Source organism: Variovorax sp. TLI9-5A (assembly GCF_056867935.1).
The window spans coordinates 6,039,854-6,064,989 of the sequence record NZ_CP200310.1 but is presented as its reverse complement, the minus strand read 5'-3'; the positions used below and the strand labels follow the sequence as shown (position 1 = coordinate 6,064,989).

Annotated in this window: 24 protein-coding genes; 8 read left to right on the top strand and 16 right to left on the bottom strand. The window is 68.6% G+C overall.

All coding sequences use genetic code 11. The features are described 5' to 3' along the window. Positions 1 to 49: 49 nt before the first annotated feature. The 3 genes from phnX to AC1VNX_RS28885 all read left to right on the top strand — a co-directional run bounded on the left by phnX (position 50) and on the right by AC1VNX_RS28885 (position 2,455). Positions 50 to 883: a phosphonoacetaldehyde hydrolase gene (phnX, locus tag AC1VNX_RS28895; RefSeq protein ID WP_483160978.1), complete on the top strand. Its 834-nt coding sequence runs from the start codon at positions 50 to 52 to the stop codon at positions 881 to 883. Positions 884 to 947: 64 nt separating this feature from the next. Beyond that, positions 948 to 1,085, top strand: coding sequence for a hypothetical protein (locus AC1VNX_RS28890; RefSeq protein WP_483160977.1), 138 nt, complete (start codon positions 948 to 950; stop codon positions 1,083 to 1,085). Positions 1,086 to 1,186: 101 nt separating this feature from the next. Continuing rightward, positions 1,187 to 2,455, top strand: a complete 1,269-nt coding sequence (locus AC1VNX_RS28885; protein WP_483160976.1) for an MFS transporter — start codon at positions 1,187 to 1,189, stop codon at positions 2,453 to 2,455. On the opposite strand, the gene AC1VNX_RS28880 is transcribed toward AC1VNX_RS28885, so the two are convergent. Further along, positions 2,403 to 3,821 carry an aminotransferase-like domain-containing protein gene (locus AC1VNX_RS28880; protein ID WP_483160974.1) on the bottom strand — a complete coding sequence of 473 codons (1,419 nt, stop codon included), beginning with the start codon at positions 3,819 to 3,821 and terminating at the stop codon, positions 2,403 to 2,405. The two genes, AC1VNX_RS28885 and AC1VNX_RS28880, sit on opposite strands and share 53 nt — an antisense overlap. Before the next feature lie 108 nt (positions 3,822 to 3,929). Between AC1VNX_RS28880 and AC1VNX_RS28875 the strand changes: the two genes are divergently transcribed. Genes AC1VNX_RS28875 through AC1VNX_RS28865 form a run of 3 tightly spaced genes read left to right on the top strand, consistent with a single transcriptional unit; the run spans position 3,930 to position 6,128 of the window. Then, positions 3,930 to 4,118, top strand: coding sequence for a DUF2970 domain-containing protein (locus AC1VNX_RS28875; protein ID WP_184634972.1), 189 nt, complete (start codon positions 3,930 to 3,932; stop codon positions 4,116 to 4,118). Beyond that, positions 4,115 to 4,825: a c-type cytochrome gene (locus AC1VNX_RS28870; protein ID WP_483160973.1), complete on the top strand. Its 711-nt coding sequence runs from the start codon at positions 4,115 to 4,117 to the stop codon at positions 4,823 to 4,825. Before AC1VNX_RS28875 ends, AC1VNX_RS28870 begins: the two co-directional genes overlap by 4 nt. A gap of 13 nt (positions 4,826 to 4,838) precedes the next feature. Continuing rightward, positions 4,839 to 6,128 carry a c-type cytochrome gene (locus AC1VNX_RS28865; protein ID WP_483160972.1) on the top strand — a complete coding sequence of 430 codons (1,290 nt, stop codon included), beginning with the start codon at positions 4,839 to 4,841 and terminating at the stop codon, positions 6,126 to 6,128. A 16-nt stretch (positions 6,129 to 6,144) separates the two neighbouring features. On the opposite strand, the gene AC1VNX_RS28860 is transcribed toward AC1VNX_RS28865, so the two are convergent. The 14 genes from AC1VNX_RS28860 to gspG form a co-directional block, all read right to left on the bottom strand. Continuing rightward, entirely contained in the window at positions 6,145 to 8,154 is a 2,010-nt protein-coding gene (locus tag AC1VNX_RS28860; protein WP_483160971.1) for a lipoxygenase family protein, read from the bottom strand. Positions 8,155 to 8,325: 171 nt separating this feature from the next. Next, positions 8,326 to 9,717: an 8-oxoguanine deaminase gene (locus AC1VNX_RS28855; protein WP_483160970.1), complete on the bottom strand. Its 1,392-nt coding sequence runs from the start codon at positions 9,715 to 9,717 to the stop codon at positions 8,326 to 8,328. A 55-nt stretch (positions 9,718 to 9,772) separates the two neighbouring features. Beyond that, a complete protein-coding gene (locus AC1VNX_RS28850; RefSeq protein WP_483160969.1) occupies positions 9,773 to 10,672 on the bottom strand; it encodes a 5'-nucleotidase in 900 nt (299 codons plus the stop codon). A gap of 37 nt (positions 10,673 to 10,709) precedes the next feature. Continuing rightward, positions 10,710 to 11,948, bottom strand: coding sequence for a type II secretion system inner membrane protein GspF (gspF, locus tag AC1VNX_RS28845; protein WP_483160968.1), 1,239 nt, complete (start codon positions 11,946 to 11,948; stop codon positions 10,710 to 10,712). Positions 11,949 to 11,960: 12 nt separating this feature from the next. Further along, positions 11,961 to 13,352, bottom strand: coding sequence for a GspE/PulE family protein (locus tag AC1VNX_RS28840; RefSeq protein WP_483162033.1), 1,392 nt, complete (start codon positions 13,350 to 13,352; stop codon positions 11,961 to 11,963). A 16-nt stretch (positions 13,353 to 13,368) separates the two neighbouring features. Then, complete coding sequence (gene gspD, locus AC1VNX_RS28835; RefSeq protein WP_483160967.1) at positions 13,369 to 15,708, bottom strand: type II secretion system secretin GspD; 2,340 nt, start codon at positions 15,706 to 15,708, stop codon at positions 13,369 to 13,371. A gap of 5 nt (positions 15,709 to 15,713) precedes the next feature. Continuing rightward, positions 15,714 to 16,514, bottom strand: a complete 801-nt coding sequence (gspN, locus tag AC1VNX_RS28830) for a type II secretion system protein N (RefSeq protein WP_483160966.1) — start codon at positions 16,512 to 16,514, stop codon at positions 15,714 to 15,716. Positions 16,515 to 16,533: 19 nt separating this feature from the next. After that, positions 16,534 to 17,085, bottom strand: coding sequence for a type II secretion system protein GspM (gspM, locus tag AC1VNX_RS28825; RefSeq protein ID WP_483160965.1), 552 nt, complete (start codon positions 17,083 to 17,085; stop codon positions 16,534 to 16,536). Then, positions 17,082 to 18,293, bottom strand: a complete 1,212-nt coding sequence (gspL, locus tag AC1VNX_RS28820; RefSeq protein WP_483160964.1) for a type II secretion system protein GspL — start codon at positions 18,291 to 18,293, stop codon at positions 17,082 to 17,084. The genes gspM and gspL overlap by 4 nt, the downstream gene beginning before the upstream one ends. Positions 18,294 to 18,419: 126 nt before the next feature. Beyond that, entirely contained in the window at positions 18,420 to 19,427 is a 1,008-nt protein-coding gene (gspK, locus tag AC1VNX_RS28815) for a type II secretion system minor pseudopilin GspK (protein WP_483160963.1), read from the bottom strand. Then, the gene (locus AC1VNX_RS28810; RefSeq protein WP_483160962.1) at positions 19,424 to 20,119 is read right to left on the bottom strand and encodes a PulJ/GspJ family protein; all 696 of its coding nucleotides are present in this window, start codon (positions 20,117 to 20,119) and stop codon (positions 19,424 to 19,426) included. The genes gspK and AC1VNX_RS28810 overlap by 4 nt, the downstream gene beginning before the upstream one ends. A gap of 9 nt (positions 20,120 to 20,128) precedes the next feature. Continuing rightward, a complete protein-coding gene (gene gspI, locus AC1VNX_RS28805; protein WP_483160961.1) occupies positions 20,129 to 20,524 on the bottom strand; it encodes a type II secretion system minor pseudopilin GspI in 396 nt (131 codons plus the stop codon). Continuing rightward, the gene (locus tag AC1VNX_RS28800) at positions 20,521 to 21,042 is read right to left on the bottom strand and encodes a prepilin-type N-terminal cleavage/methylation domain-containing protein (RefSeq protein ID WP_483160960.1); all 522 of its coding nucleotides are present in this window, start codon (positions 21,040 to 21,042) and stop codon (positions 20,521 to 20,523) included. The genes gspI and AC1VNX_RS28800 overlap by 4 nt, the downstream gene beginning before the upstream one ends. Continuing rightward, entirely contained in the window at positions 21,017 to 21,457 is a 441-nt protein-coding gene (gspG, locus tag AC1VNX_RS28795) for a type II secretion system major pseudopilin GspG (RefSeq protein WP_184634988.1), read from the bottom strand. Before gspG ends, AC1VNX_RS28800 begins: the two co-directional genes overlap by 26 nt. Positions 21,458 to 21,507: 50 nt before the next feature. Between gspG and AC1VNX_RS28790 the strand changes: the two genes are divergently transcribed. Further along, positions 21,508 to 22,164: a type II secretion system protein N gene (locus AC1VNX_RS28790; RefSeq protein WP_483160959.1), complete on the top strand. Its 657-nt coding sequence runs from the start codon at positions 21,508 to 21,510 to the stop codon at positions 22,162 to 22,164. A gap of 58 nt (positions 22,165 to 22,222) precedes the next feature. On the opposite strand, the gene ilvA is transcribed toward AC1VNX_RS28790, so the two are convergent. Next, the gene (gene ilvA / locus AC1VNX_RS28785; RefSeq protein WP_483160958.1) at positions 22,223 to 23,839 is read right to left on the bottom strand and encodes a threonine ammonia-lyase, biosynthetic; all 1,617 of its coding nucleotides are present in this window, start codon (positions 23,837 to 23,839) and stop codon (positions 22,223 to 22,225) included. A gap of 50 nt (positions 23,840 to 23,889) precedes the next feature. Between ilvA and AC1VNX_RS28780 the strand changes: the two genes are divergently transcribed. Continuing rightward, on the top strand, positions 23,890 to 25,020 hold the full coding sequence (locus tag AC1VNX_RS28780) for a hypothetical protein (RefSeq protein WP_483160957.1): 1,131 nt from the start codon (positions 23,890 to 23,892) through the stop codon (positions 25,018 to 25,020). The last annotated feature ends 116 nt before the right edge of the window (positions 25,021 to 25,136 follow it).

Genomic DNA, 25,136 nt, shown 5'->3' with positions numbered 1-25,136 from the left:
CGGTTGCGCAGCCGTTGTCTTTCTTTCCACTCTTTCGATCCTTGCCGCCATGAACGCCCACAACCACTCCCAACTCAAGGCCGTCGTCTTCGACTGGGCCGGCACCATCCTCGATTTCGGCTCCTGCGCACCCATGGGCGCCTTCGTGAAACTGTTCGAGCAGTTCGGCGTCGACATCACCATCGCCGAGGCACGCGGTCCGATGGGCATGGCGAAGTGGGACCACATCAAGGCACTGGGCACGCTGCCGCGCATCGCTGCGCAGTGGGAAGCGAGGCACGGTCATGCCTTCAACGACGCCGACGTCGACAGGCTCTATGAAGTGTTCACGCCGATGAACGCCGCCAGTGCACGCGACCATGCCGACTTCATCCCCGGTGCGCTCGACGCCGTGAAGGCGGCGCGCGACCGCGGCCTGAAGATCGGCTCCACCACCGGCTACAACCGCCCGATCATGGAAGTGGTCGTGCCCATCGCGGCAGCCGGCGGCTACGCGCCCGACAACCTCGTGTGCGCCGGCGATCTCGCCGAAGGCCGCCCGTCGCCGCTCATGATGTACCGCTGCTTCGCCGACCTGGGCGTGTGGCCGCCGCACACCGTGGTGAAGGTCGACGACACCGGCGTCGGCCTGCAGGAAGGCCTCAACGCCGGCACCTGGGCCGTGGGCCTCGCGGTCAGCGGCAACGCCAACGGCCTCACGCTGGCCGAATGGCAGGCGCTCGACGAAGGCCAGCAGCAGGAGCGCCGCGTACGCGCCACCGCCGACCTCGAAGCCGCTGGCGCGCACTACGTGATCGACAGCGTGGCCGACCTGCCGCGGGTGCTGGAAGACATCGAGCATCGTCTGCAGCGCGGCGAGCGGCCCATCACTCTCACTGCCTGAACACCGGAAAGAAAGCGGCAGCGTCCGACTTGACGCGCCCCAGCGCGGGCCTAGCATGGCCCGCATGCGAAGCGCTGCCTTTGTCCTTCTCTTCTGCCTCGGCCTGCTGACGGCCGCGTGCGACGACAAGCCGACGAAGCCGGGCGTGCCCACGCCGAAGGCTTTGGCGAGCCTCGTCGCATCTGCGACGTACACGCGCTGACACTGAGCCGAAGCAGTGTCCAAGGTGGCCCACCGCGCCACCAGGTTCTTCGCATGTCTCGTGTTTTCGCGTTGCGGGGTATCCTCGCCGCGGAGAGAAAAATGAAGACAAGCGAGACAACCATCCACCAGCCCGACTCCCGCTATGCCATGGTCCGCCTGGGCCTCACGCTGCTGATCATGACCGTCGGCAGCAGCGGCATGTACGTGGTGTCGGTGATGTTGCCGGCGGTCGAGACCGAGTTCGGCATCGCGCGCGCCGATGCCTCGCTGCCCTACACGCTGCTGATGCTGGGTTTCGGTTTCGGCGGCGTGCTGATGGGCAAGCTCGCCGACCGCATCGGCGTGATGAAGCCGCTGCTCATGGGGGCTGTGTTCCTGGGCGCGGGCTATATCGCCACGGGCTTGTCGGGCGGCATCGTCGGCTTCACCGTCGCGCAGGCACTGCTTGTCGGCCTGCTCGGCAGCTCGGTAGCCTTCGCGCCGCTGGTGGCCGACACCTCGCTGTGGTTCGTCAAGCGGCGCGGCATCGCGGTGGCGGTGTGCGCCAGCGGCAACTACCTGGCGGGCGCGGTGTGGCCGCCGATCGCGCAGCACTTCGTGGAGACCGTCGGCTGGCGCCAGACCTACATCGGCATGGGCATCTTCTGCGGCGTGACCATGGCGCTGCTGGCGATGTTCTTCCGCGCGCGGCCGCCGGCATTGGTCGTTGCACCGCCGGCCAACACGGCAGCGGGCGCGGCTGCAGTGCGCGACATGACCCGCCCCTTCGGCCTGAGCATCGGCACCGCACAGGGCCTGCTGTGCGTGGCCGGCGTGGCCTGCTGCGTGGCCATGGCGATGCCGCAGGTGCACATCGTGGCCTACTGCGGCGACTTGGGCTACGGACCGGCGCAGGGCGCGATCATGCTGTCGCTGATGCTGGGCTTCGGCATAGTCAGCCGGCTGGTGTCGGGCGCCATCTGCGACCGCATCGGCGGGCTGCGCACGCTGCTGCTGGGCGGCGTGCTGCAGTGCGTGGCGCTGCTTTTGTTCCTGCCCTTCGACGGGCTGGTGCCGCTCTACGTGATCTCGGCGCTGTTCGGGCTGTTCCAGGGCGGCATCGTGCCTTCCTACGCGATCATCGTTCGCGAGCACTTTCCGCCGAAGGAAGCGGGCGGACGCGTGGGCACGGTGCTGATGTTCACGCTCTTCGGCATGGCGCTGGGCGGCTGGATGTCGGGCAAGGTGTTCGACCTCACGGGCAGCTACCACGCGGCCTTCATCAACGGCATCGGCTGGAACCTGGTGAACGTGAGCATCGCGTCCTTCCTGCTGTTCAGGACGCTTCGGCGATCAGGCGGCCGAGTGTTCGCATTGCCCGCTCGCTGACCGCGTCCCACGGGTGGCCGTAGTTCAGCCGCAGGCAGTTGGCGAAGGCGCGCGTGGCCGAGAAGATCGGCCCCGGCGCGACGCTGATGCCGAGTTCCAGCGCCTTGCGGTGTATCTCCAGCGCGTCCGCGCCCGCCGGTAGTTCGACCCAGAGGAAGTAGCCGCCCAGCGGCCGCGTGGCGCGCGTGCCCTCCGGAAAGTAGTGCCCCACGGCCTGCGCGAAGGTGGCCTGCTGCATCGCCAGCGTCTGGCGCAGCTTGCGCAGGTGCCTGTCGAGGCCGCCTTTCTCCAGATAGCTCGCAAGCGCCAGCTGCGCCGGCGCCGAGGTGCTCAGCGTGCTCGTGAGCTTCTGTCGTGCGACCTTGCGCGCGAAGCGGCCGGCCGAAGTCCAGCCGATGCGATAGCCCGGCGCGAGGCACTTCGAGAACGACGAGCAGTGCAGAACCAGCCCCTGCGTGTCGAAGGCCTTGGCCGGCGGCGGGCGCCGTTCGCCGAAGTACAGCTCGGCGTACACGTCGTCCTCGATCAGCGGCAGCCCGTGCCGCGCGAGCAGTTCCACCAGCGCCTTCTTCTTCGCGTCGGGCATCAGGCTGCCCAGCGGGTTCTGGAAGGTGGTCATGAGCCAGCAGGCGGCCGGCTTGTGCGCCGCGATGGCCAGCTCCAGCGCCTCCAGGTCGATGCCGTCGCCGGGATGCGTCGGCACTTCGACGGCGCGCAGGCCCATGCGTTCCAGCGCCTGCAGCGCGGCGTAGAAGGTGGGCGACTCGACGATCACCGTGTCGCCCGGCCGCGTCACCGCCGAGAGGCAGAGGTTCAGCGCCTCCAGCGCGCCGTTGGTGACGACGATCTCGTCGGCCGGCACCTGCATGCCGTCGGCCAGGTAGCGCAGCGCGATCTGCCGGCGCAGCGCCGCGCTGCCGGGCGTGAGGTCGTCCACCGTGCTCCACGGGTCGAGCGACCTCGCGCTGGCGGCCATGAACTGCCCCAGCCGCGCCAGCGGAAACAGCAGCGGGCTCGGAAAGGCCGAGCCGAAGGGCACGACCTTGCGCGACATGCTGGCTTCGAGGATGTCGAACACCTGGTCGCTCACGTCGAGCGACTTGGGCTCGCCCGCGGGGCGCGAGGTGAGGGTGGATTCGGGCGGTGCGTCGCGCAACCCGCCGCCAGCCACGTAGTAGCCCGAGCGGTCGCGCGCCCGCACCAGGCCTCGTGCTTCGAGCAGGTAGTAGGCCTGGAACACGGTGGAGGCGCTCACGCCGCGGCTGCTGCCGGTGTGGCGTACCGAGGGCAGGCGGTCGCCGGTCTTCAGGGTGCCGTTGCGGATCGAGGCCTCGATGTCGGCGGCCAGGGCTTCGTACCTTTTCATCGGCTTCATCGCTGGGTGGGGTTCTTTCGGAGGCACTTTATCTGCACCGGTCAATTGGTGCGGATCTGCATCTGTTTTTTCCGGTCGGCCTGGTCCACACTCGACCCCATGTCGAATCTCTTGCGCGCGCTGCGCGCCGTTCTCTGGAGTTTCATCGGGCTGGGTGGCCGCCGCGCCGACGCTGAGCGGCGCACCTCGCAGGTCGGCATCCTGCCGCTGATCGGCGTCGCGGTGGTGATGGTGCTGCTGCTGATCGCGGGGCTGATCACGCTGGCGCATTTCGCTGCCGGCACATGAGGCGAGCGCTCAAACTCCTCGGACTCGGCCTGCTGCTCGCCGTGCAGGCCGTGGCGAACGCGGCCGCGCCGGCCACCGTGCCCGACACCATCGAGCAGCGCGTGGCCGCCTGCATCGCCTGCCACGGCCGGGAGGGCGCGACCACCAACGCCGGCTACTTTCCGCGCCTGGCGGGCAAGCCGGCCGGCTACCTGTTCAACCAGCTCGTGAGCTTCCGCGACGGCCGCCGCTTCAACAGCGACATGGCCTACATGGTGCAGCACCTGTCGGACGCCTACCTGCGCGAGATGGCCGAGTATTTCGCCGGGCTGCAGCTGCCTTACCCGCCCGTTTCCTCCGTGAGCGACGCGACGCCAGAGCAGCTGCAGCGCGGCCGCCAGCTCGTGCGCGAAGGCGATGCGGCACGTGGCATTCCGGCCTGCGTGCAATGCCACGGCGCGGCGCTCACGGGCGTGCAGCCGGCCATTCCGGGGCTGCTGGGGCTGCCGCGGCTCTACGTGTCGTCGCAGCTCGGCGCCTGGCTCACCAACGAGCGCCACGCGATGGCGCCCGACTGCATGGCCGACATCGGCCGGCGCATGAGCACCGCCGACATCAACGCCGTCGCGAGCTGGCTCGCCGTGCAGCCGATGCCGGCCGACACCAGGCCCGCAGCCTCGCTGCCCGCACCGCTGCCCGTGAAATGCGGCGGCATGCCCGCGAAGTGAGGGAGCGGAGCCCATGAAACTGCGACACCTCGGCTGGCTGCTGCTTGCGCTCATCGTGCTCGGCGCCGCAGCCGCCGGCACCATCGTGGCGATGAACCTGCGCAGCGAGGACCCGCTGCCCGCGCAGGCCGAAGCCTTCCAGTCCTCGCCGCAACTGGTCGAGCGCGGGCGCTACCTCGCGCTGGCCGGCAACTGCGCAGGCTGCCACACCACGCGCGGCGGCGAGCCCTACGCGGGCGGGATGCCCATCGAGACGCCTTTCGGCACCGTCTATTCGAGCAACCTCACGCCCGACGACAAGGCCGGCATCGGCGGCTGGAGCAGCGCGCATTTCTGGCGCGCGATGCACAACGGCCGCAGCAAGGACGGCCGGCTGCTGTACCCCGCCTTCCCGTACCCCAGCTTCACGCAGGTGACACGCGAGGACTCCGACGCGATCTACGCCTACCTGCGCACCGTGCCGCCCTCGGCGGTGGCCAACAGGGAACACAGGCTGAGATTCCCCTACGACACGCAGGCCGCGCTGGCCGTGTGGCGCGCGCTCTCGTTCAAGCCCGAGCCGTTCGTGGCCAATGCCGGCAAGCCCGCCGAATGGAACCGGGGCGCCTACCTGGTCAACGGCCTGGGCCACTGCATCGCCTGCCACGGCAGCCGCAATTCGCTGGGCGCGACCGAGACGAAGCTGGGGCTCTCGGGCGGCCTGATCGCCGTCGAGAACTGGTATGCACCCTCGCTCACTGATCCGCACGAGGCCGGCGTGGCCGACTGGCCCGCGGCCGATGTGGTGGCGCTGCTCAAGAACGGCGTGGCGCCGCGCGGCTCGGTGATGGGGCCGATGGCCGACGTGGTGTTCAGCAGCACGCAATATCTGAGCGAGGCCGACCTGACGGCCATGGCGAGCTACCTCAAGGACTTGCCCGATGCAGCGAAGGCCGAAGCCCCGGCTACCGCCGCGACGAAAGCTCCGATCCGCCGCGACGCCGGCACCATGGCACGCGGCGCGAAGATCTACGACCAGCGCTGCGCCTACTGCCACGGCGACCAGGGGCAGGGCGCGGCGGGTGCCTATCCGCCGCTGGCGGGCAATCGCGCGGTGAACATGGCGCGGCCGACCAACCTGATCCAGGTGATCGCGCACGGCGGGTTCCTTCCCTCGACCTCGGGCAATCCGCGCCCTTATGGCATGCCGCCCTTCGGCCAGACGCTGGACGCTGCCGAGGTCGCGGCCGTGCTCACCTACGTGCGCGGCTCGTGGGGCAACGACAGCCCGCCGGTCACGCAGCTCGACACCATGCGGCGCTGATCGAGCGGTCGTTCGGTCAGATGTTCGTGCTGGATGGAATCCGGCTCGGCAGCAGGTGCTCGTAAGGCCGCGCGCGCGTGGCGTTGCGCTGGCCGATGGTTGCTTCGATGCCGGCGAGCGCATTGCGGAAGCGCTCCAGCGGCCCGCCTTGCCCGACGATGGCCGGGTCCAGCAGCACCGGCAGGTGTGGAAAGACGTTGTCCTTGTACTCGCCAAGCGGTCGGTAGTACACCCCACCGAGGATGTGGAACAGCAGGATCTGCTCCTGCGCCGCCAGCCGCGAGGGCAGCATCTGCGACCAGCTCGCCTCGTTCTGGGCTGCGCTGCTCGTCGGCGCCGGCGTGCCTTCGGTGCCCGCGCTGAAGGGCGCATAGGTCATCACCGAATACTGCGGGAAGTTCACCGCCGCGTGCTGCGCGCTGGCGTTGAAGATGATGGCGGTGAGCACGTCGATGAGCTGAGCGCGCGTGGTGATCGCTCGGAAGCCGTGCACCTTGCCGCTGGTCGCCAGTTCGGTGGCCCAGGCCTTGAGTTCGTAGTCGCCCGTCACGTCGGCGTCGCTCAGATAGTAGGTGGCCACGTAGTCGCCGACCCATTGCGCGATCGCATTCCACACCAGCAGCGCGTCGTCGCGGTACGGGTAGTCGGGCAGCGCCGTCGCGTCGTCCACGCCGCGCGTGCGCAGGTCGTTGGGCAGCATCATGCGGTCGTAGAAGTCGTAGGCCAGCCGGTCGCGTCCGCACTGCTGCTGCAGCGTCTCGATGGGCGCGGCGAGGATCACGTCGCCCGTGGTCAGCGGCGCCATGATGATCAGCGTCGCGGCCTCGTTGATGAACATCGCGCCTTCCAGGTGCGGCGACAGCAGCCGGCTCAGCGGATGCGCGGTCGCGAGCTGGCGCTGCGTGGCCATCGCGAAGGCTTCCGACATCAGGTGCGTGCGGCCCAGGTGCACGAACATCTCGTGGTAGTTGAAGTCGGCCACCTGCACCACGGTCTTGGCCGACTGCCAGGCCCAGTAGGCTTCGGTGTTGGCGGTGTCGTCCACACGCAGGAAGATCGCGCTCGCCGCCGGGTCCTGCCCGCACTGGATGGCGACCGGCACCAGCGAACGGCCGGTCTTCGGCCGCGCGAACAGCGCGATGGGCGCATGAATGTAGCCCGTGCCCGTGAGCGGCTTGACCTGCGCTCCGGCCGGCGCCATGTCGCCCAGGCCCTCGTAGTCGAGGATGTAGAGCCGGCCCGACGAGGCCGCGTCGGCAAGGCTGTCGCTCACGCCCATCACCTGCCGGTACTGCGCGTCGCTCAGCGGGAACTTGGCCGGCAGCGCGGTCGCGCGCTGGATCAGCATCGGGTTGGGGCCGGACACGCGCATCGAGGCGAACAGGTCGTTGTCGTGCAGCAGTTGCGCGATGGCCGGCTTCTCGATGGTGACGAACAGCGCGTCGTACTGCGCCACCGTCTTCGGCCCGTTCAGCGCGCCCAGCGGGCCTTGCGAGAGTAGGTCGTGGTGAATCTGCTTGAGCTGTGTCGCGATGTCGCCCGCGGTGCCCGTGAGCGTGCCGAGCAGCGTCAGCACGGCGGCAGGCAGCGTCGTCAGTCCGCCGTTGGCGGCCAGCAGCTGGTCGAAGCTGGCCTGCAGGCTGGCAAGCCGCGCGCGCAGGTTGTCCAGCGACTGCAGGCTGCCCGAGGCCAGCGCGCTGGTGGCGAAGGAAGCGGTGAAGTTGGTGACGGCTTCCAGCGCCTTCGAGATCGTCTTGAGCTGATGCTCCAGCGCCGGCAGTTCGGTGGCAGGGACCACCGCGCCCATCGGCACGCCGGCCAGGTTGATGTGCGATTCGGTCCAGAGATAGGTCGCCTGCCGCCCCACGAGTTCGAGCCGCCGCAGCGTGGCGCTGATCGGGTCGATCTTCTGCGGCAACGTGGGCTTTGGCACCGGCAGGGCTGCCGATGCGGTGGATGTATTGCCGGCCAGCAGGGCCAGGCCGCCCGCCGAGGCGGACCATTTGAGGATGTCTCTGCGCTTCATCGGGAGTTCCCTGTTGTTGTGAGTCTGGGGAAGGCCGACGGAAGGCTCGGCCGCCGAATCGAACGGTCGTTCTATTCGGTGGGCGGATTCTGAGGAGAGGCTCAGGCGTTGGCAATCAGGGTTGCTGCCTATCCCGAGGCGCGTGCCCCGCAACGCCTGGTCAGGGCACCGTCAGGCCGTATGTGGGTGACGCGCGGCTTCGTACAGCGTGTGCGCCAGGTCGCGATGCCTTGCCAGCAGCGGTGCCAGCTCGAGTCCAGTGAATGCACCGCCGCGGATGCGCACCACGCCGCCGATCATGCTCAGCGACACCGGGCCCGGCGTGCAGAACACCAGTGCCGCCACCGGGTCGTGCCCCGCGCCCGCGTGCGCGACGCCGCGCATGTCGAAGGCCACGATGTCCGCCGACATGCCGGGCGCGATGGCGCCGATGTCGTCACGGCCCAGCACCCGCGCGCCGCCCAGCGTGGCGATCTCCAATGCCTCGCGTGCCGTCATCGCCGCCGGTCCATAGCCCACGCGCTGCAGCAGCATGGCCTGGCGCGCCTCGCCCAGCATGTGGGCGCCGTCGTTCGACGCGCTGCCATCCACGCCCAGCCCCACTGGCACGCCCGCGCGGCGCATCGCCCCGATGGGCGCGATGCCAGAGGCCAGCCGCATGTTGGAGCACGGGCAGTGCGCCACGCCCGTGCCGGTACGGCCGAAGAGCGCGATGCCGGCTTCGTCGAGCTTCACGCAGTGCGCATGCCACACGTCGCGGCCGACCCAGCCCAGGTCCTCGGCGTACTCGGCCGGCGTCATGCCGAACTTCTCGCGCGAGTAGGCCACGTCGTTGTCGTTCTCGGCCAGGTGCGTGTGCAGCGACACGCCGCGCTCGCGCGCGAGTTCGGCCGACAGGCGCATCAGGTCGCGCGACACGGAGAAAGGCGAGCAGGGCGCGAGCACGATGCGGCGCATCGAGTGGCGCGACGCGTCGTGCCAGCGGCCGATGAGCCGTTCGCTGTCGCGCAGGATCGCTTCCTCGGTCTCGACCACCTCGTCGGGCGGCAGGCCACCGGCGCTGCGGCCCACGCTCATGCTCCCGCGCGCCGCGTGGAAGCGCATGCCCATCGTGTCGGCCGCCTCGATCGAATCGTCGAGCCGCGAGCCGTTGGGAAACAGGTAGAGATGGTCGCTGGTGGTGGTGCAGCCCGAGAGCATCAGCTCGGCCATCGCGGTCTGCGTCGACACGCGGATCATCTCGGGCGTGATGCGCGCCCACAGCAGGTACAGGCTGGTGAGCCAGCCGAAGAGCTCGGCGTCCTGCGCCTCGGGTACCGCGCGCGTGAGGCTCTGGTACATGTGGTGGTGCGTGTTGACCAGGCCGGGCATCACCACGTGGCCACGCATGTCGATGGCCTCGGCCTTGCCGTCGCGCAGGGCTTCGAGGTACGCGATGGGCAGCTCGGCCGTCGGGCCTGCCCAGGCGATCGCGGGGCCATCGCACACCACGGCGCCGTCGGCGATCTCGCGCCGGGTGGCGTCCATGGTGACGAGGATGTCGGCGTGTCGGAGGATCAGCATGGCGGCATTCTTGCCCCCGCTCGGGGCCGAGGCAAGCGCGTCGCGAGGCGGCCGCTCAGGACTCGTTGCTGATCCCGCTCGACACATGCCCCGCCGGCACATGCCGCGAGGCCGCATCCACATGCCCCGTCTGGTCATCGAAGAAGAAATCGGGCTCGAACTCGCGCAGGAACTCGCCCTTGGGCAGGCCACCGAGGAACATCGCCTCGTCGACGCGGATGTTCCACTTCATCAGCGTGCGGATGGCGCGCTCGTGCGCGGGTGCGCTGCGCGCGGTGACCAGCGCGGTGCGGATGCGCATCTTCGCGTTGCCGGCCATCTGCAGGCGGTGCAGCGCCATCAGCAGCGGCTTGAACGGGCCTTCGGGCAGGGGCAGGTCGGCCTTGCTGAGCTCGTGGGCCTGGAATGCGTCGAGGCCCTGGGCCTGGAACACGCGCTCGGCCTCGTCGGAGAACAGCACGGCGTCGCCGTCGAAGGCGATGCGCACTTCGTTCGGCCATGCGTCGCTGGCTTTCACCGACTCGACCAGTACGCGCGCGGCGGGAAACCCGGCGTTGAGCGCCTCGCGCACGTCCTGCGCATTGACCGACAGGAACAGGTGCGCGCGCAGCGGGCGCAGGTAGCCGAAGGGCGGGCGGCCCTGTGTGAACACGCCGCGCTGCAGCCGGATGTCGGCTGCAGCGCTCGACTTGAAGATGCGCATGCCCGAGACCGGGTCGTTGCGCGACAGGATCACCACTTCGACGCGCTGCACGCCGTCTTCGTTGAAGCGCAGCAGCTTGCGGATCAGCGAGTAGGCGATGCCCGGTGCTGCCGGCACGTCGATGCGGTCGAGCTGCAGCTTCATGTAGCCCTCGTTGTCGCCGGCCTCGAAGACCTTGTTCTCTTCTTCGAGGTTGAACAGGGCGCGCGAGGAGATCGCGACCACGAGCTTGTCTTCGAGGGTTACGGGCATGGTGCGTGCGTCCTGCTCTGCGGGCTTGCTGCCGTCGTCACTTGACGAACTGGTTGAGCTGGATGATCGGCAGCATCACCGCCAGCACGATCAGCATCACCACCCCGCCCATCGCCACGATCAGCAGCGGCTCGAGGATGGTGGCGAGGTGCATTGCGCGGCGCTGCACTTCGGCGCCGAGCTGGTTGGCAGCGCGCTGCAGCATCAGCGGCAGGGTGCCGGTCTGTTCGCCCAGGCGCGCGAACATCGACACCAGGCCCGGAAAGCGTTTCTTCTGCGCGAGTGCCGAGGCCAGCGGCGCGCCTTCGCGTACCAGCACCAGCGCGTCGAGCGCGTCGGCGCGCATCGCGCGGTTGCCCAGCGTTTCGGAAGCGGCCTGCAGCGCGCGCAGGATCGGCACGCCGGCCGTGGCCAGCATGGCGAGCGTGCTCGCGAAGCGTGCCGCGTTGTAGCCGCGCGCGAGCTTGCCCACCAGCGGCAGCTTGAGCCATGCGGCGTCGAATTTCAGGCGCAGCGCCTCCTGCGCCAGCGCGAGCCGCGTGCCGATGGCCGCGAGCACCACGGCGGCCAGCATCCACCAGCCGTAGTTGCGCACGCCGGCGCTCAGCGACAGCATCACGGTGGTGAGGAAAGGCAGCGAGCGCTTGGTGCCCGCGAAGACCTGCGCCACCTGCGGCACCACGTAGCTCACGAGGAAGATCACGATCACGATCGCCACCAGCGTGACGATGGCCGGATAGAGAGCAGCGCCGATCAGCTTCTGCTGCAGTGCCTGGCGCTCTTCCAGGTCGTCGGCGAGGCGGTCGAGCACGAGGCCGAGGTTGCCGCTCTGCTCGCCGGCGCCGATCACGGCCGTGTAGATGGGCGAGAACTCGCGCGGATGCGCCGAGAGAGCACGCGCGAACGGCGAGCCCGCGTTGACCTCGGCGCGCAACGACGCGACGAGGTTGCGCTGAGGCTCGGATTCGGCTTCGTCGGTCAGCGCCGTGAGCGCACGCTCCAGCGGCAGGCCCGACGAGACGAGGCCCGCGAGTTGCCGCGTCCACACGGCGAGCCCGGTCGAGTTGAACACGCGCTTGCCGCCGCCCAGCCAGCGGCCGAGGCCGCTGCGCTGGCCGCCGCCGCTGGCATGCTCGCTGCCAACCGGCTTGACCGACAGCGGAATGAGCGCCTGCGCTCGCAGCAGGCTGCGCGCGCTGCGGGCGGTGTCGGCCTCCAGCACGCCTTCACGCGACTGGCCGCTGGCGTCGATGGCTTCGAATGCGTAGGCGGGCATCTCGGTTCTTCGCTACTCGCGCGTGACGCGCAGCAGCTCGGCGCGCGAGGTGATGCCGGCCTGCACCAGCCGTTCGCCATCCTCGCGCATCGAGCGCAGGCCGCCGCGTTCGCCGGCCGCGAAGAGCTGGCTCTCGGCCGCCTTGCTGTGGATGAGCGCCTGCACTTCGTCGTCCGCCACCAGCAGTTCGAAGATGCCGGTGCGGCCCTGGTAGCCGGTCTGGCCGCAGGCGTCGCAGCCCGCGCCGCCGCACGAGGTGCAGACCTTGCGCACGAGGCGCTGCGCGAGCACGCCCAGGAGCGACGAGCTCAGCAGGAAGGGCTCCACGCCCATGTCGGTGAGGCGGGTGACGGCGCTGACGGAGTCGTTGGTGTGCAGCGTGGCCAGCACGAGGTGGCCGGTCAGCGAGGCCTGAATGGCGATCTGCGCGGTTTCGAAGTCGCGGATTTCGCCGATCATGATCACGTCCGGGTCCTGCCGCAGTATGGCGCGCAGGGCCTTGGCGAAGGTGAGTTCGATCTTGGCGTTGATTTGCGTCTGGCCTACGCCCGGCAGCTCGTACTCGATCGGGTCTTCCACCGTCATGATGTTGCTGCGGGTGGCGTCGAGCCGGGCCAGCGCGGCATACAGCGTGGTGGTCTTGCCCGAGCCGGTCGGGCCGGTCACGAGGATGATGCCGTGCGGCTGCGCGATCAGCTTCTCGAAGCGCTCCAGCGTGTCGCCCTGCATGCCCACGGATTCGAGCGTGAGCTTCGATTCGCTCTTGTCCAGGAGGCGCAGCACCGCGCGTTCGCCGTGCGCGCTCGGCAGCGTCGACACCCGCACGTCGACTGCGCGCGTGCCGATGCGCAGCGAGATGCGCCCGTCCTGCGGCAGCCGCTTCTCGGAAATGTCGAGGTCGGCCATGATCTTCAGGCGCGAGATCAGCGCCGCGTGCAGCGCGCGGTTCGGCTGCACCACCTCGCGCAGTGTGCCGTCGATGCGAAAGCGCACGGACGAGGTGCGCTCGTAGGGCTCGATGTGGATGTCGCTCGCACCGTCGCGCGCGGCCTGCGTGAGCAGCGCGTTCAGCATGCGGATGATGGGCGCGTCGCCAGCGCTTGCCAGCAAGTCTTCGACCGCGGGCAGCTCCTGCATCATGCGCGAGAGGTCGGCGTCGTTCTGCACCTCGCTCACCACCGCGGCGGCGCTCGACTCGCCCTGCGCGTAGGCCGCGCTGATGCGCTGCGCCAGAGGGCCGTCGGCGAGCACCTCGAAGGCCTGAACGCCGTACTTGCGCGAGACCTCGCCGACCGCGCTGCGCGCCGGGTGGCTCGACATCCACAGTGTGTAGCGGCCGTCGTCGGTCTCCTCGAGCAGCAACTGCTGGCTGCGTGCGAAGGCGTAGGGCAGGGGATAGCGCATGGACATCAGGTCAGTATCAAGGCATTTCCCGCGAGCTCACCGGGTCGGCGGTGGGAGGCAGGGCGCCGCGCAGGGGGCTGGGCGCCAGCTTGCGGGTATCGGCTGCCGGCTGCGGCGGCGGAATCAGCTGAGTGCCTTCGAGGCGCGAACCGCCGCGCGCGGCGGTGGAGGCCGATGAGGCCGACGGGGCCGCCGAGGTGGGCGCCAGAGGGCGCGACGGCGGCGCCAGTTCGGGCAGGATGTTCGAGCCGCTCACGCCGCGCAGCATCACGTTGGAAGTGTCGGGCTGCGAGCGTTGCTGCATGCCGCGGATCTCGTCGTAGCGGTCGAACGAGAAGGCCTCGGTGGCGGTAGCGTCGCGCATCACGGCAGGGCGCAGGAACATCATGAGGTTGATCTTCTCGCGCGAGCGGGCCTGGCTCTTGAACAGGTTTCCGAGCACGGGAATGTCGCCCGCGAGCGGCACCTTCTCGACCGTGTTGTTGTAGGTGTCCGACAGCAGGCCGCCGAGCATCACGAGGCCGCCGTCTTCCACCAGCACGCTGGATTCGATCGAGCGCTTGTTGGTGGTGGGGCCGTTCTGGTTGTTGACCGTGTTCGCGTCGACCGTGGAAGTCTCCTGGAAGATCGTCAGCTTCACCGTGCCGTTCTCGTTGATGGTCGGGCGCACGCGCAGCGTGAGGCCCACGTCCTTGCGCTCGACGGTGGTGAACGGGTTGACGCCGACCGAGCCCGAGGTGCTGGCGTACTGGCCGGTCACGAAGGGCACGTTCTGGCCGATGACGATCTTGGCTTCCTCGTTGTCCAGCGTCAGCAGGTTGGGCTTGGACAGCACGTTGGCGTCCTTGTCGCTGTCGAAGAAGCTGGCGATCGCGCCCAGGATGTACTGGCCGCCGATCTTGCCGGCGATGCCGAGGTTCATGCCAGGCGTGATCGCGCCTGCCAGGCCTGAGGCATTGCGCGTGGCCAGCGCCTGGGTCAGCGTCAGCAGGTTGGCGCCCGCCACGGAAGAATTGGTGCCGATCACCGCATTGCCGCCCAGCGCGCTTTGCCACTGCACGCCGAACTTGGCGGCGGCCGTGTCGCTCACCTCGACGATCAGCGCCTCGATCATGACCTGCGCGCGCCGGCCGTCGAGCCTGTCGATCACCGCGCGCATCTGGCGGTATTGCGGCTCGGGCGCGGTAATGATCAGCGAGTTGGTCGACGGGTCGGCCTGGATCTGGCCGCCGGTGGAAGGCTGGTTGGCGTTGTTGAGCGGCGCGCTCGCGGCGGCCGAGGACCCGGACTGGCTGCCGCTGTTCAGGTTCACCTGCATGGCCTGCGGCGCGCTCTGCTGCGGCACGGCGCTGGCCGTGGCGCCTGGCGTGCCCGGCGTGGTGTTCAGCTGGTTGGCTGCCATCGCCGCGCGCAGCGTGGCCGCGAGGCGCACTGCGTCGGCATTCTTCAGGTAGACCACGTAGATGTTGCCGGCCGCGCCGTTGCTGCTCTCGGCGGCGGGGCGGTCGAGCTTGTCGACCAGCGTGCGGATCAGCGCCACGCGCGCCGGGTTGGCCGCGCGGATGATCAGCGAGTTGCTGCGCGGGTCGGCCATGAGGGTGGTGCGGAACGACGCATCGGCCCCGCCCGGGGCAGCCGCCGCGCCTGGCGCGCCCGAGCCGCCGCCGTCGACCAGCCTCTGCACCAGCGGCACCATGTCGGTGGCGACCGAGTGCTTGAGCTGGATGATCTCGATGTCGGAGGCGTTCGGCACGTCGAGCGACGCGATGATGCGTGCCAGCCGGCGCATGTTGTCGGCGTAGTCGGTGATCACGAGCGAGTTGTTGCCCGGGTTCACGTTGATGGTGTTGTTCGGCGGGATCAGCGGGCGCAGCACCGGCAGCAGGTTGTTCGGCGATTCGTAGTTGAGCCTGAAGATCTGCGTGACGATCTGGTTGCTGCCGCTGGACGCCGTGGCGCTGATGGAGGTGTTGACGGTGCTGCTCTGCAGCTTGGCGTCGGCCTCGGGCACTACCTTGTAGAGGCCGTCGGCCTCCACCACCGCGAAGCCCTGCAGGCGCAGCGCCGAGGCGAACTGGTTGAATGCCGCCGCCGGCTGGATCGCGCGGTCGGTGACGAGGTTCATCGTGCCCTTCACGCGCGGGTCGACCACCACGTCGCGGCCGGTGACCACCGCCATGGTGCGGGCCACGGCCTCGATGTCGGCGTTGGAGAAGTTCAGCGTGATCGGCTCGCCGCGGCGCGGCGCGTCGCCGGTCTGCGCGAACGCGGCGGGCGCGGCCTGCAGGAACGTGGCGGCGATCAGCACGCGCACGGCGAGCGCGACGGTGCCGGTCGAAAACAGTGGCTTCATCATGAGGATCAACCCAGGGTGATGATCGAACGCGCGTTCTCGCGTCGTCCGATGATGTTCAACAAATTGGAAAGAGCGTCTTCGCGGCCGGGCGCCGCACTGGCTTCGCCATTGAAGCGGAAGGAAGTGCCGGTCCAGCTGCCGCTGCCGTTCAGCTCGAGGCTGCCCTCGCGCGTGCTCAGCAGCAGCGTGGGGCGGCTGCCGCCTTCGAGCGTGAGCCGGTAGCTGCCCATGGGCCGCAGGGTCGACAGGCTGGAGGAAACGTCGGTGGCGTCGAGCGTGGCCTGGCCGGCGATGCGCAGTGCGGGGCCGTCCCACTGCATCGAGAAGGCCTTGGTGTTCAGGTCGAGCGCGCCCTCGAGCTTGAGCGTGTTCCACGGCGCGCCCAGCCCCATGAGCAGGGTGGCGGGCCAGCGCGAGCGGCTGTCCTGCCAGGTGAGCTGCATGCCGCCGGCACGCGGGCTGGCCTTGAGTTCGAGCGGCTGCGCGGCGCAGCACGGAAGGTCGAGGCTGGCGGCGATGCCGTTCCAGCTCGGGCGCATGCGCCAGTGCAGCAGGCCGGGCAGCGACACCGCCTGCATGCCGCCCGCGCCGCTGGCGAGCACCACGGCGGCCGTGCCGTTCCAGACGGTGCCGCGAGGGTTGGCCAGCACGAGGCGGCCCTGGCTCCAGCTCGACAGCGCCGCCGACAGCCAGCGCGCCGGCGCGAACATCACCACCGCCAGCAGCACGCCGGCGGCGGCGCCGAGCAGGGCCCAGCGCCAGCCGCGGCGTGGTCGGGTTTCGGGGATCGGAGGGCGGCTCAGCATGCGGGTCGTCTGCTGTTCCTCATCGCGCTGCCGGCAGCGCCATGACGACGGTGCCGTCCCAGCGGACCTGCGGCGTCTTCGGCGCGTCCTTGGCGCCGGACGACGACGATGGTGCCGGCGTCGAGGCCGGCGCGCGGGTCAGGTGGACTTCGCGCGGCACCGCATGGGCATTGCCCCGGGCCTGGCCCAGCCATTGGGCGACGGTGGCGGCGGGCGCGGCGCGCAGCGACACGGTGGCGGCGCCGTCGCCGCCCGATGCCATGAGCTGCGCGTTGCTCGTGCCCAGGCTCTCGCGCACGGAGGTTTCGAGCGCGCGCATCGCGTCGTCGCGGTTCAGCCGGGGCTGCGACTGCAGGGCCTTCGCGCGGGCCTGGAGGGTGGCCATCTGCTGCAGCTGCGCATCGAGCTGTGCGTGTTCGGCCGGAGCCGCCGACAGGGTACGCAGTGCGGGAGCGAGCGCGATCCACCAGAGCAGGGCCAGCGCCACGAGGGGCGCGGCGGCGTAGACCATGCGGCGCTCGCGCACTTCCAGGGTGGCCCACCGGGCCTTGAGCTGTTCGCTGAAATTCATCGGTTGGCCTCGGCCTGTACCAGCAGGAGGTCGCCCTCGGTGCGCACGTTGTAGCCGCGTGGCGCCATCGCGCCGGTGATCTGTGAGACCTCCGATGGCTGCAGCCCGAGGCCGCGCAGGCGCAACTGGCCGGCGCTGTAGTCGACGGCGCTCGGCACCTTGCCGGGCGGCAGGACGGCGGCGAGCGCGCCGACCATGGGTTCGAAGTCGCTGTTCGCCACGTCGCCCACGGCCTGCTGCAGCGAGGCAACCTCGCGCTGCATCTGCACCGGCGCGTCGACCACGATCTTCACGGAGGGGAAGGTCTGGGTCAGCATCGCCTTGGCGGCCTGGCGTTTCGATTCGAGCGCGTTGCGCTCTTTCCAGGCCCAGGCATTGAGGCCAATGAGCTGGGTCAGCAGCAATGCGACCACGCCCCATCGTGCGGCGCGCCACTCGGGTGCATAGCGCAGCGTCTGCACCACCGAGGCGAACTTCTTGCCGGCGCGCGCGCGGCCGGTGACGGCGAGGTCGAACTGCGCGAGTTCCCAAGGCGTGCGAGCGGCCTGCAGCCAGCGCTGCGGCGACTGCACGATGGGCACGCGGCGCTGCAGAACATATTCGGCGGCCTCGGCCACGGCGGGCTCGGTGGAGATGACGGCGGTGTCCATCGGCAGGCCGTCCGACAGCGCCAGCCCCGCGCCGGCAAGCGGCAGCGAGACCACGCCGTCGGCGTCGCACACCGTGAGCTGTGGCGTCTCGGGTTCGCCGGTGACCAGCAGCATCGGCGGGCCGTCGGCGGGCTGCGGCGTGAATTCGGGAACGATGCGCACCACGCGCCGGCCGGCCGCTTCGAGCCCCTGCACGACGCTGCGCAGCCAGATACGGTTGCAGGCCGCGACCCACACCGGCGCGCCGGCCTTGGCATCGGGTTCGAGCGCGAAGTGCAGGGCCTCGGGCTCGTCGAGCAGGTGTTCTTCGAGCAGGCCGTCGAGCACGGCGCGCAGCTTGGAGGCGCTGCCCATGCTGCCCTTGGGCAGTGTGACGCGATGCCAGGAGAGCGCTGCCGACGGAATGCCGAGCATGACCTCCGTGCTCGAGGGCAGCAGCGCCAGCAACGCCCGGCCCTGGTTGCGCAATGCAATGCCGTCGTCGCCTGCCTGGGCCCAGTCGTACTCGCCCGCGGCATCGGCCGGAGGGAGGGGGGCAATGAGCAGCAGGGGAGTCATGTGGATCTTGGAAAAGCCGGTGATTGTAGGTGCGCGTCTGACACGGTGGCGCTCTGTTTTTAATAGCGTATCACGCAGATGTGACGCGCATTAGAGGGCTTTTTGGCTACAAATAATGCATCGAAATCAGGGTTTGACCGGAGAGTTCGTTGCGCCGGCGCCGCGCGTGCGCCAGATCGTCGTCACCGTGACACCGCTTCGTTGTAGCAACGAACGTTCCTCCACATAGGTGCGATCGAGCCGCAGCTTGCCGTAGACCTCGAAGAACTGGGTGCCCACGCCGTGCTGGGCTGCGTTGAAGGGGGCGCTGCCGCTGGGCAGGGCGGCGTTGGCGGCGGCAATGTCCTTGAAGAAGGCGCGCGAGCGGCGGTCCACCAGCTGGCGCGCGCTGGCGATGTTGAGCGATTCCATGCTGGCGCTGATGGCCTCGGCGCTCGCCGTGTTGAGGTTGAGCGTGGTCTTCACCGGCAGGATCGTCACGTAGGGTTCGAGCGCCGCGGCCGTCGAGGCCGACAGGCCCAGCCACACCAGCTGTGAGACCTGCTGCGGCATCAGCGGCGCGGCGCTGGAATCGCCGCCGCTGCTGCTGCCATCGGCCGAAGTGCCGGTGGCAAGCGCGGCGGTGAGGCCGGTGGTCATCAGGCTGAGCTCCGACACGGGCAGGCCCAGCAGGTTGAACAGTCGGGTGAAAGTGGCGACGGCCGCCGGCACCGGCTTGCCGTTGTCGACCAGCGAGAGCACGTTGAGCTTGGACTGCGCATCGACGATGCGGCCAGAGAGAAATGCGTCGGGCAGCCCTTCGAGGTTGTCGCTCGCCACGTTCTTCTCGGCTGAGAGGAAGCTGGTGAGCCGAGCCTCTTCCAGCGGAACGGCCCAGGGCTCGCCCAGGTGGTCGGGGCCGCCTGCGCGGCCGTCTTCGCCGAGGATGAGGCGCGACCAGTCGAGCGCGCCGATCAGCACCCAGGCCGCCTGCACGCGCGCTCGCTCGGCGCCTTCGACTTCGGCAGAGCGCCATTGCTGCCACAGTGCGGCGGCGGCGAAGGTGGCCACGAGCATCACGGTCAGCATCGCGGCTAGCAGGGCGGCGCCGCGCTGGCGCAGCCGCCTGGTTTTTCTTGCGGGCGTCGGCGTCATGACGATTTCGGCGCTCCGACGGTCGGCTTGACCCAGTCGCGCGTGAGCGTGCCCGAGAGGCCTTCGCCGGGCGGCAGCGTGATGACGAGGCGTACGCCGTCCGGCATGGCGACGACGGGGCCCGAGGGGTTGTTGGGGTTGGGCTGGGTGACGGGCAGCTGGCTGGCAGGCACCCAGCTGTTGTCGCGGAAGAAGAAGATCTGCCAGCTGTTGGCTGGCACCAGCGCAACGTCGCTGTAGCCGCCGTTCGAGCCGGCGCCGCCGTCCTGCGCCCAGGCGGCCGCGAGGTTCCAGGCCTGCTGCCATTCACCGCGCGTGGTGAAGGGCAGCGATTGCCAGCGCCGCCAGCGCACGCCGTCGGGGCCTGATTTCAGTGTCCACGCCACCACCTGCACCGAGGGGGCCGTGTCGTCGCTGCCGCGGCGCGTGAGCCGCAGCACCCGGCCATCCCAGTCGATGGGCCGCGTCTGCGCGAGCGTGGTCACGGCGTCGAGGTCGGCGCCCCATTGCGCCAGCGTGGCCTGCAGCGTGAGCACGGCATCGGCGCGTTGCTGGTTCTGCGTGGTGGCGCGCGACATGCTGTCGAGCCCGCGCCAGCTCACGAGCGAGAGCAGCGCCATCACTGCGATGGCCACGAGCAGTTCGATGAGCGTGAAGCCGCGCGCGGTGCGGGTGCCAGCGTGTTGCCGCATCAGCATCGCTCAGTACCTCCCCACCACGGTGGAGATGCGCAGGATGGGGGCATTGGCCTCGTCGCGCACCTGCACGTCGACGCGCCGGAAGTTCGGGTTCAGCGTCGGGATGGTCGAGGTGGTCACGTTGAACGAGATGCCGGCCTGCAGGCAGATCGAGCCCGAGTCGCCCACCGCCGGCATCTGGCGCGAGAGGCGGGCCTTGGTGAGTTCGTTCTCGGCGCACAGGTCGGCCAGCACCAGATCGGACTGGCGCTGCGCATTGCGGGTGAGCGACATGGTGGCCTGCGAGCCTGCAGCCAGTGCGATCGCGACGATGCCGAGCGCGATCAGCACCTCGATCAGCGTGAAGCCGCCGATGCGAGAGAGCGAGCGCGATGCGGGAGGGCGCCGCGTTTTTCTCATTGAACCGCCGAGACGGTGAAGGGGCGCACCCCGTCGGTAGAGATGCGCAGGGCGCGCGCTGGCGGGCCGGCGGAATAGAGCATGACCTGCTGCGCCGCGATGATCGGGTCGGGTCCGAGCTGCAGCGCGGGAATCAGCGTGCCATTGGCGAGCGAGACCTGGGCGGTGATGCCTTCGGCGGCCCAGCCGTCGGGCAGCGAGCCAGGTAGCAGTCCGTCGAACCTGAAGCTGCCTTCGACCGGCCGCCACCGCACCACGATGCCGCTGGCGCGCGACTGGGCGCGGGCCGATTCGAGCAGTGCCGCGAGGCGGTCGGCTTCGCGGTCGAGGTTGGCGGCGTTGGTGTCGCGGATGGCGAAGCTCACGGCAGCGGTGGCGATCGCGATGATGGCGATCACCACGATCAGCTCCAGCAGCGTGAAGCCGCCGGAACGGGGTGGGCGAAGGCGTGGGTGCGGGTTGCGGGGCTGCTGGGAACCCGTGCCGCCGCTGCTACTGCCAGCTGCCGATGTCGGCATTCTTGCCCTCGCCGCCGCTCTGGCCGTCGGCGCCGAACGAGAGCACGTCGATCTCGCCCTTGATGCCCGGGTTCAGGTACTGGTAGGGATGGCCCCAGGGGTCGTTGGGCAGCTTCTCGACGTAGGGCTTCCAGTTGGGGGCGGCCGGGCCGGTGGTCGGGCGCGTGAGCAGCGCCTGCAGTCCCTGTTCGGCGGTGGGGTAGCGCTGGTTGTCCAGGCGGTAGAGCTTGAGCGCCTGCATCAGGTTGTTGATGTCGGTCCGGGCGGCCGTCACGCGGGCGTCGTCGGCCCGCTCGATCACGTTCGGGACGATGAGTGCCGCCAGCACGCCGATGATGACCAGCACCACCATCAATTCGATCAGCGTGAAGCCGCGTTGGGCGGTACGGGTAGCGGCACGGAGGAATTTGTTCATAGCTTGGGCAGACATGATTCGGAAGGCGCGCTGCATGATAATCCGCGGCCATGACAAGTCCTTACTCCGCCGCCCGCTGGCATGCCCCACTTGCAACGACGGGGCTTTGGGCGCTGGCGGCCGGTGCCGCGGTGTTCTGGGCGCTTCGGCTTGCGTCGCCGACCGATGCCGTCGCGGCTGCCGCGACGATGCCCCGGCCCTCGGTGGCGGCGGACTCCGACTCGGTGGCGCGCCTCCTGGGTGTGCTGCCCGAGTCCCGCACGGCGCCTGTGGCCCCTGAGGCCGCCAGCCGCTTTGCGCTGTCCGGCGTGGTGGCCGATCCTTCCAGGCAAGGGGCGGCGCTGATTTCCATCGACGGCAAGCCGCCGCGGCCGTTCCGCGTCGGCTCGACCGTCGGCGAGAGCTATGTGCTGCAGTCGGTGGGGCTGCGCTCGGCGACCATCGGCATGCATGCCGATGGACCGGCGGCGTTCACGCTGCAATTGCCGGTGCGTGCGCCGATCAGTGTTTCCAGCCCTGTGTTGGCGGCAACTCCGGTGACCGCCGTTCCGCCCGCGACGATGCCCGCCATGGCTGCTCCTCCGCAGATACCGCCGCAACAGCAGATGCAGCCTCCGCCTCCACCGCCCGGTGGCTCGCTGTTGCAACAGCAACAACCGGGCGCCATGGCTGCGCCGCCGCAACAGCAACAGGCGGCTGCGCAGTAGCCTCTTCGGAGTTTCGGATCGCTGAAGCGAAGCCGGCCTTGCGCCGGCTTCTGCTTTTTCAGGCCTGCAGGAAGAGCCGGTACGCCGGGTTGGCCGTTTCCTCGACGTAGGGATAGCCCAGCGTCTTGAGGAAGGCGTCGAACTCTGCGGATTCGTCGGCGGGCACCTGCAGGCCGACGAGGATGCGGCCGTAGTCCGCGCCCTGGTTGCGGTAGTGGAACAGGCTGATGTTCCAGCTCGGCTGCATCAGGCTCAGGAACTTGAGCAGAGCGCCCGGGCGCTCGGGGAACACGAAGCGCAGCAGGCGCTCGTCGTGCGCGAGGCCGGTGCGTCCACCCACCAGATGCCGCAGATGCTCCTTGGCGAGTTCGTCGTGCGTGAGGTCGAGCGCATCGAAGCCGTGCGCGTCGAAGGCGCGTGCGATGACCGCCGATTCGCCGCGCGTCGAGGTCGTGAGGCCGACGAACACATGCGCCTTGGCGGCGTCGCTTATGCGGTAGTTGAACTCGGTCACGTTGCGCAGCGCGCCGCCGCCGGTGCCCGGGGCTTCCGAATCGCTTGCCGGCATCTCGCCGATCAGTTCGCAGAAGCGGCGGAAGCTGCCGCGCTCCTCGGGCATGGTGACGGCGAACAATGCCTCGCGCTCCTCGCCGACCTCGGCGCGTTCGGCGACGAAACGCAGCCGGTCGAAATTCATGTTCGCGCCGCAGAGGATTGCCGCATAGGTTTCACCGTGGCGGCCGTGCTGCGCGACGTACTCCTTGATGGCCGCGACCGCCAGCGCGCCCGCCGGCTCGACGATGCTGCGCGTGTCCACGAAGATGTCCTTGATGGCGGCGCACACGGCATCGGTGTCGACGGCGATGTAGTCGTCGACCAGGTCGCTGGCGATGCGGAAGGTTTCCTCGCCGACGAGCTTGACGGCCGTGCCGTCCGAGAACAGGCCGACGTCGGGAAGGTTCACGCGCTGGTGGGCTGCGACCGATTGCATCATCGCGTCGGAGTCGTTCATCTGCACGCCGATCACCTTGATCTCGGGACGCACGGCCTTGATGTAGTTGGCCACGCCGGAGATGAGACCGCCGCCGCCGATCGCGACGAACACCGCATCGAGCGGGCCCTGGTGCTGCCGCAGGATTTCCATGGCGATGGTGCCCTGGCCGGCGATGACATCGGGATCGTCGAAGGGATGCACGAAGGTCAGGTTTTGCTTTGTCTGCAATTCGAGCGCGTACAGATAAGCATCCGAATAGCTGTCGCCGTGCAGCACGATTTCTCCGCCGAAACCACGCACTGCATCGATTTTGAGTTTTGGCGTGGTGACCGGCATCACGATCACGGCGCGAGTGCCGAGCTTGCGCGCACCCAATGCAACACCTTGTGCGTGATTGCCGGCTGATGCGCAAATCACGCCGCTTGCCAATTGCTCAGCACTCAGATGCGCCATCTTGTTATAGGCGCCACGTAGCTTGAAGCTGAAAACCGGTTGCTGGTCTTCGCGCTTGAGCAGCACGGTATTGCCGAGCCGTTCGCTGAGTGCGCGAGCCTTTTCGAGTGCGGACTCGACCGCAACGTCGTAGACACGGGCGTTGAGAATTTTTCTGAGATAGTCGGCGGGCGTCAGTGCCTGATTCGCGGGTGCATTTCGCACGATTTTTTTCATGGGAGTTTTCATTTGCTAACCGTCGATGATAAGAGGCATCGGGATTGCATGCGAGTTATGGCATGGACACAAATGTCATAAACCTCTTCAACAAGGCCCCAGCTGCAAATGATTCGGGATTTTTTGGACGCACCTATCCCGCGATTCATACGACCGCCAATCAAATTACAAATGAGCAAAATCTGTTATCAATTTCTGTCAGCGACCTTTCGAAGGGGCTGATGCAAGCGGAAGCCGCGCGCGTTCAGCGAAAGGAAATTGGGCGTGCCACGTGGCAGGTAATGGGCAACAGATTGCGTGCGCACATCGTTCCGTTGCTGGGTGAGGTGCCCGCGCTGTCGTTTGCGACTGCCGATGCGCAACGCTTGATCGATCACCTTGGAGAGCAGGGCTTCACCAGCACGACCATCGCCCAGTACCTGGTACTGCTGCGCAAGGTCGTGATGCATGGCGTTCACATCGGCGTGCTTCGCGATGCGCCTGCATTTCCGAAGGTCAAGGTGCGCAGCCAGCCGCGTGGCAGCTTCAGCGTTGGGGAGTACCGCACGATCATCAAGACCGCGCGCAGTTTGCGCGGGCACTCGCACCCGGTGCTCGATCAACTCGCGGCGGGCGAGCGCTTCTGGATTGCGCGCGAGTTGCTTGTGATGCCGGATGAGCTGCCATGGCTGGTCCGCTGGATGGTGAACACCTTCGTGCGCCCGAGTGACATCAAGCTCATGAAGCACAAGCACATCGAGATCGTGCGCGGCAAGCACGTCTATCTGCGGATGAACCTGCCGGAGACCAAGCGGCACAGCCAGCCCATCGTGAGCTTGTGTCCCGCCGTGCGGGTTTATGAATGCCTGCTCGCCTATCGCGAGGAGCATGGACATGGCGGCGCGGAAGACTATGTCTTCATGCCGCAGTTGAAGAACCGCGAGCACGCGCTGGCGGTGCTCAACTTCTTCTTTCACTGGGTGCTCGAAAAGGCGAGGCTCGAGAAGGGACCGCTGGGTCAATCGAGAACCCTGTATTGCCTGCGCCACACCGCGATCACGTTGCGGCTGCTGTATGGGCAGGGAATCGACATGCTGACCTTGGCGCGCAACGCGCGCACGAGCGTCAACATGGTCGAGCGTTTCTACGCGTCGGTACTGAGCGGAGAAATGAATGTGGGATTGCTGCAGAGCCGGCGAAGCCGGACGAACTGAAACGGAACGGGCAGAACGGCAAAAAGCCGCCCGGCGCGAGCCGGGCGACTTGAGGCTTGGTTGCCGCTTCGAACTGGCAGGAGCCAGCATCGGGGTCAGGCAAAGAACTTGAAGAG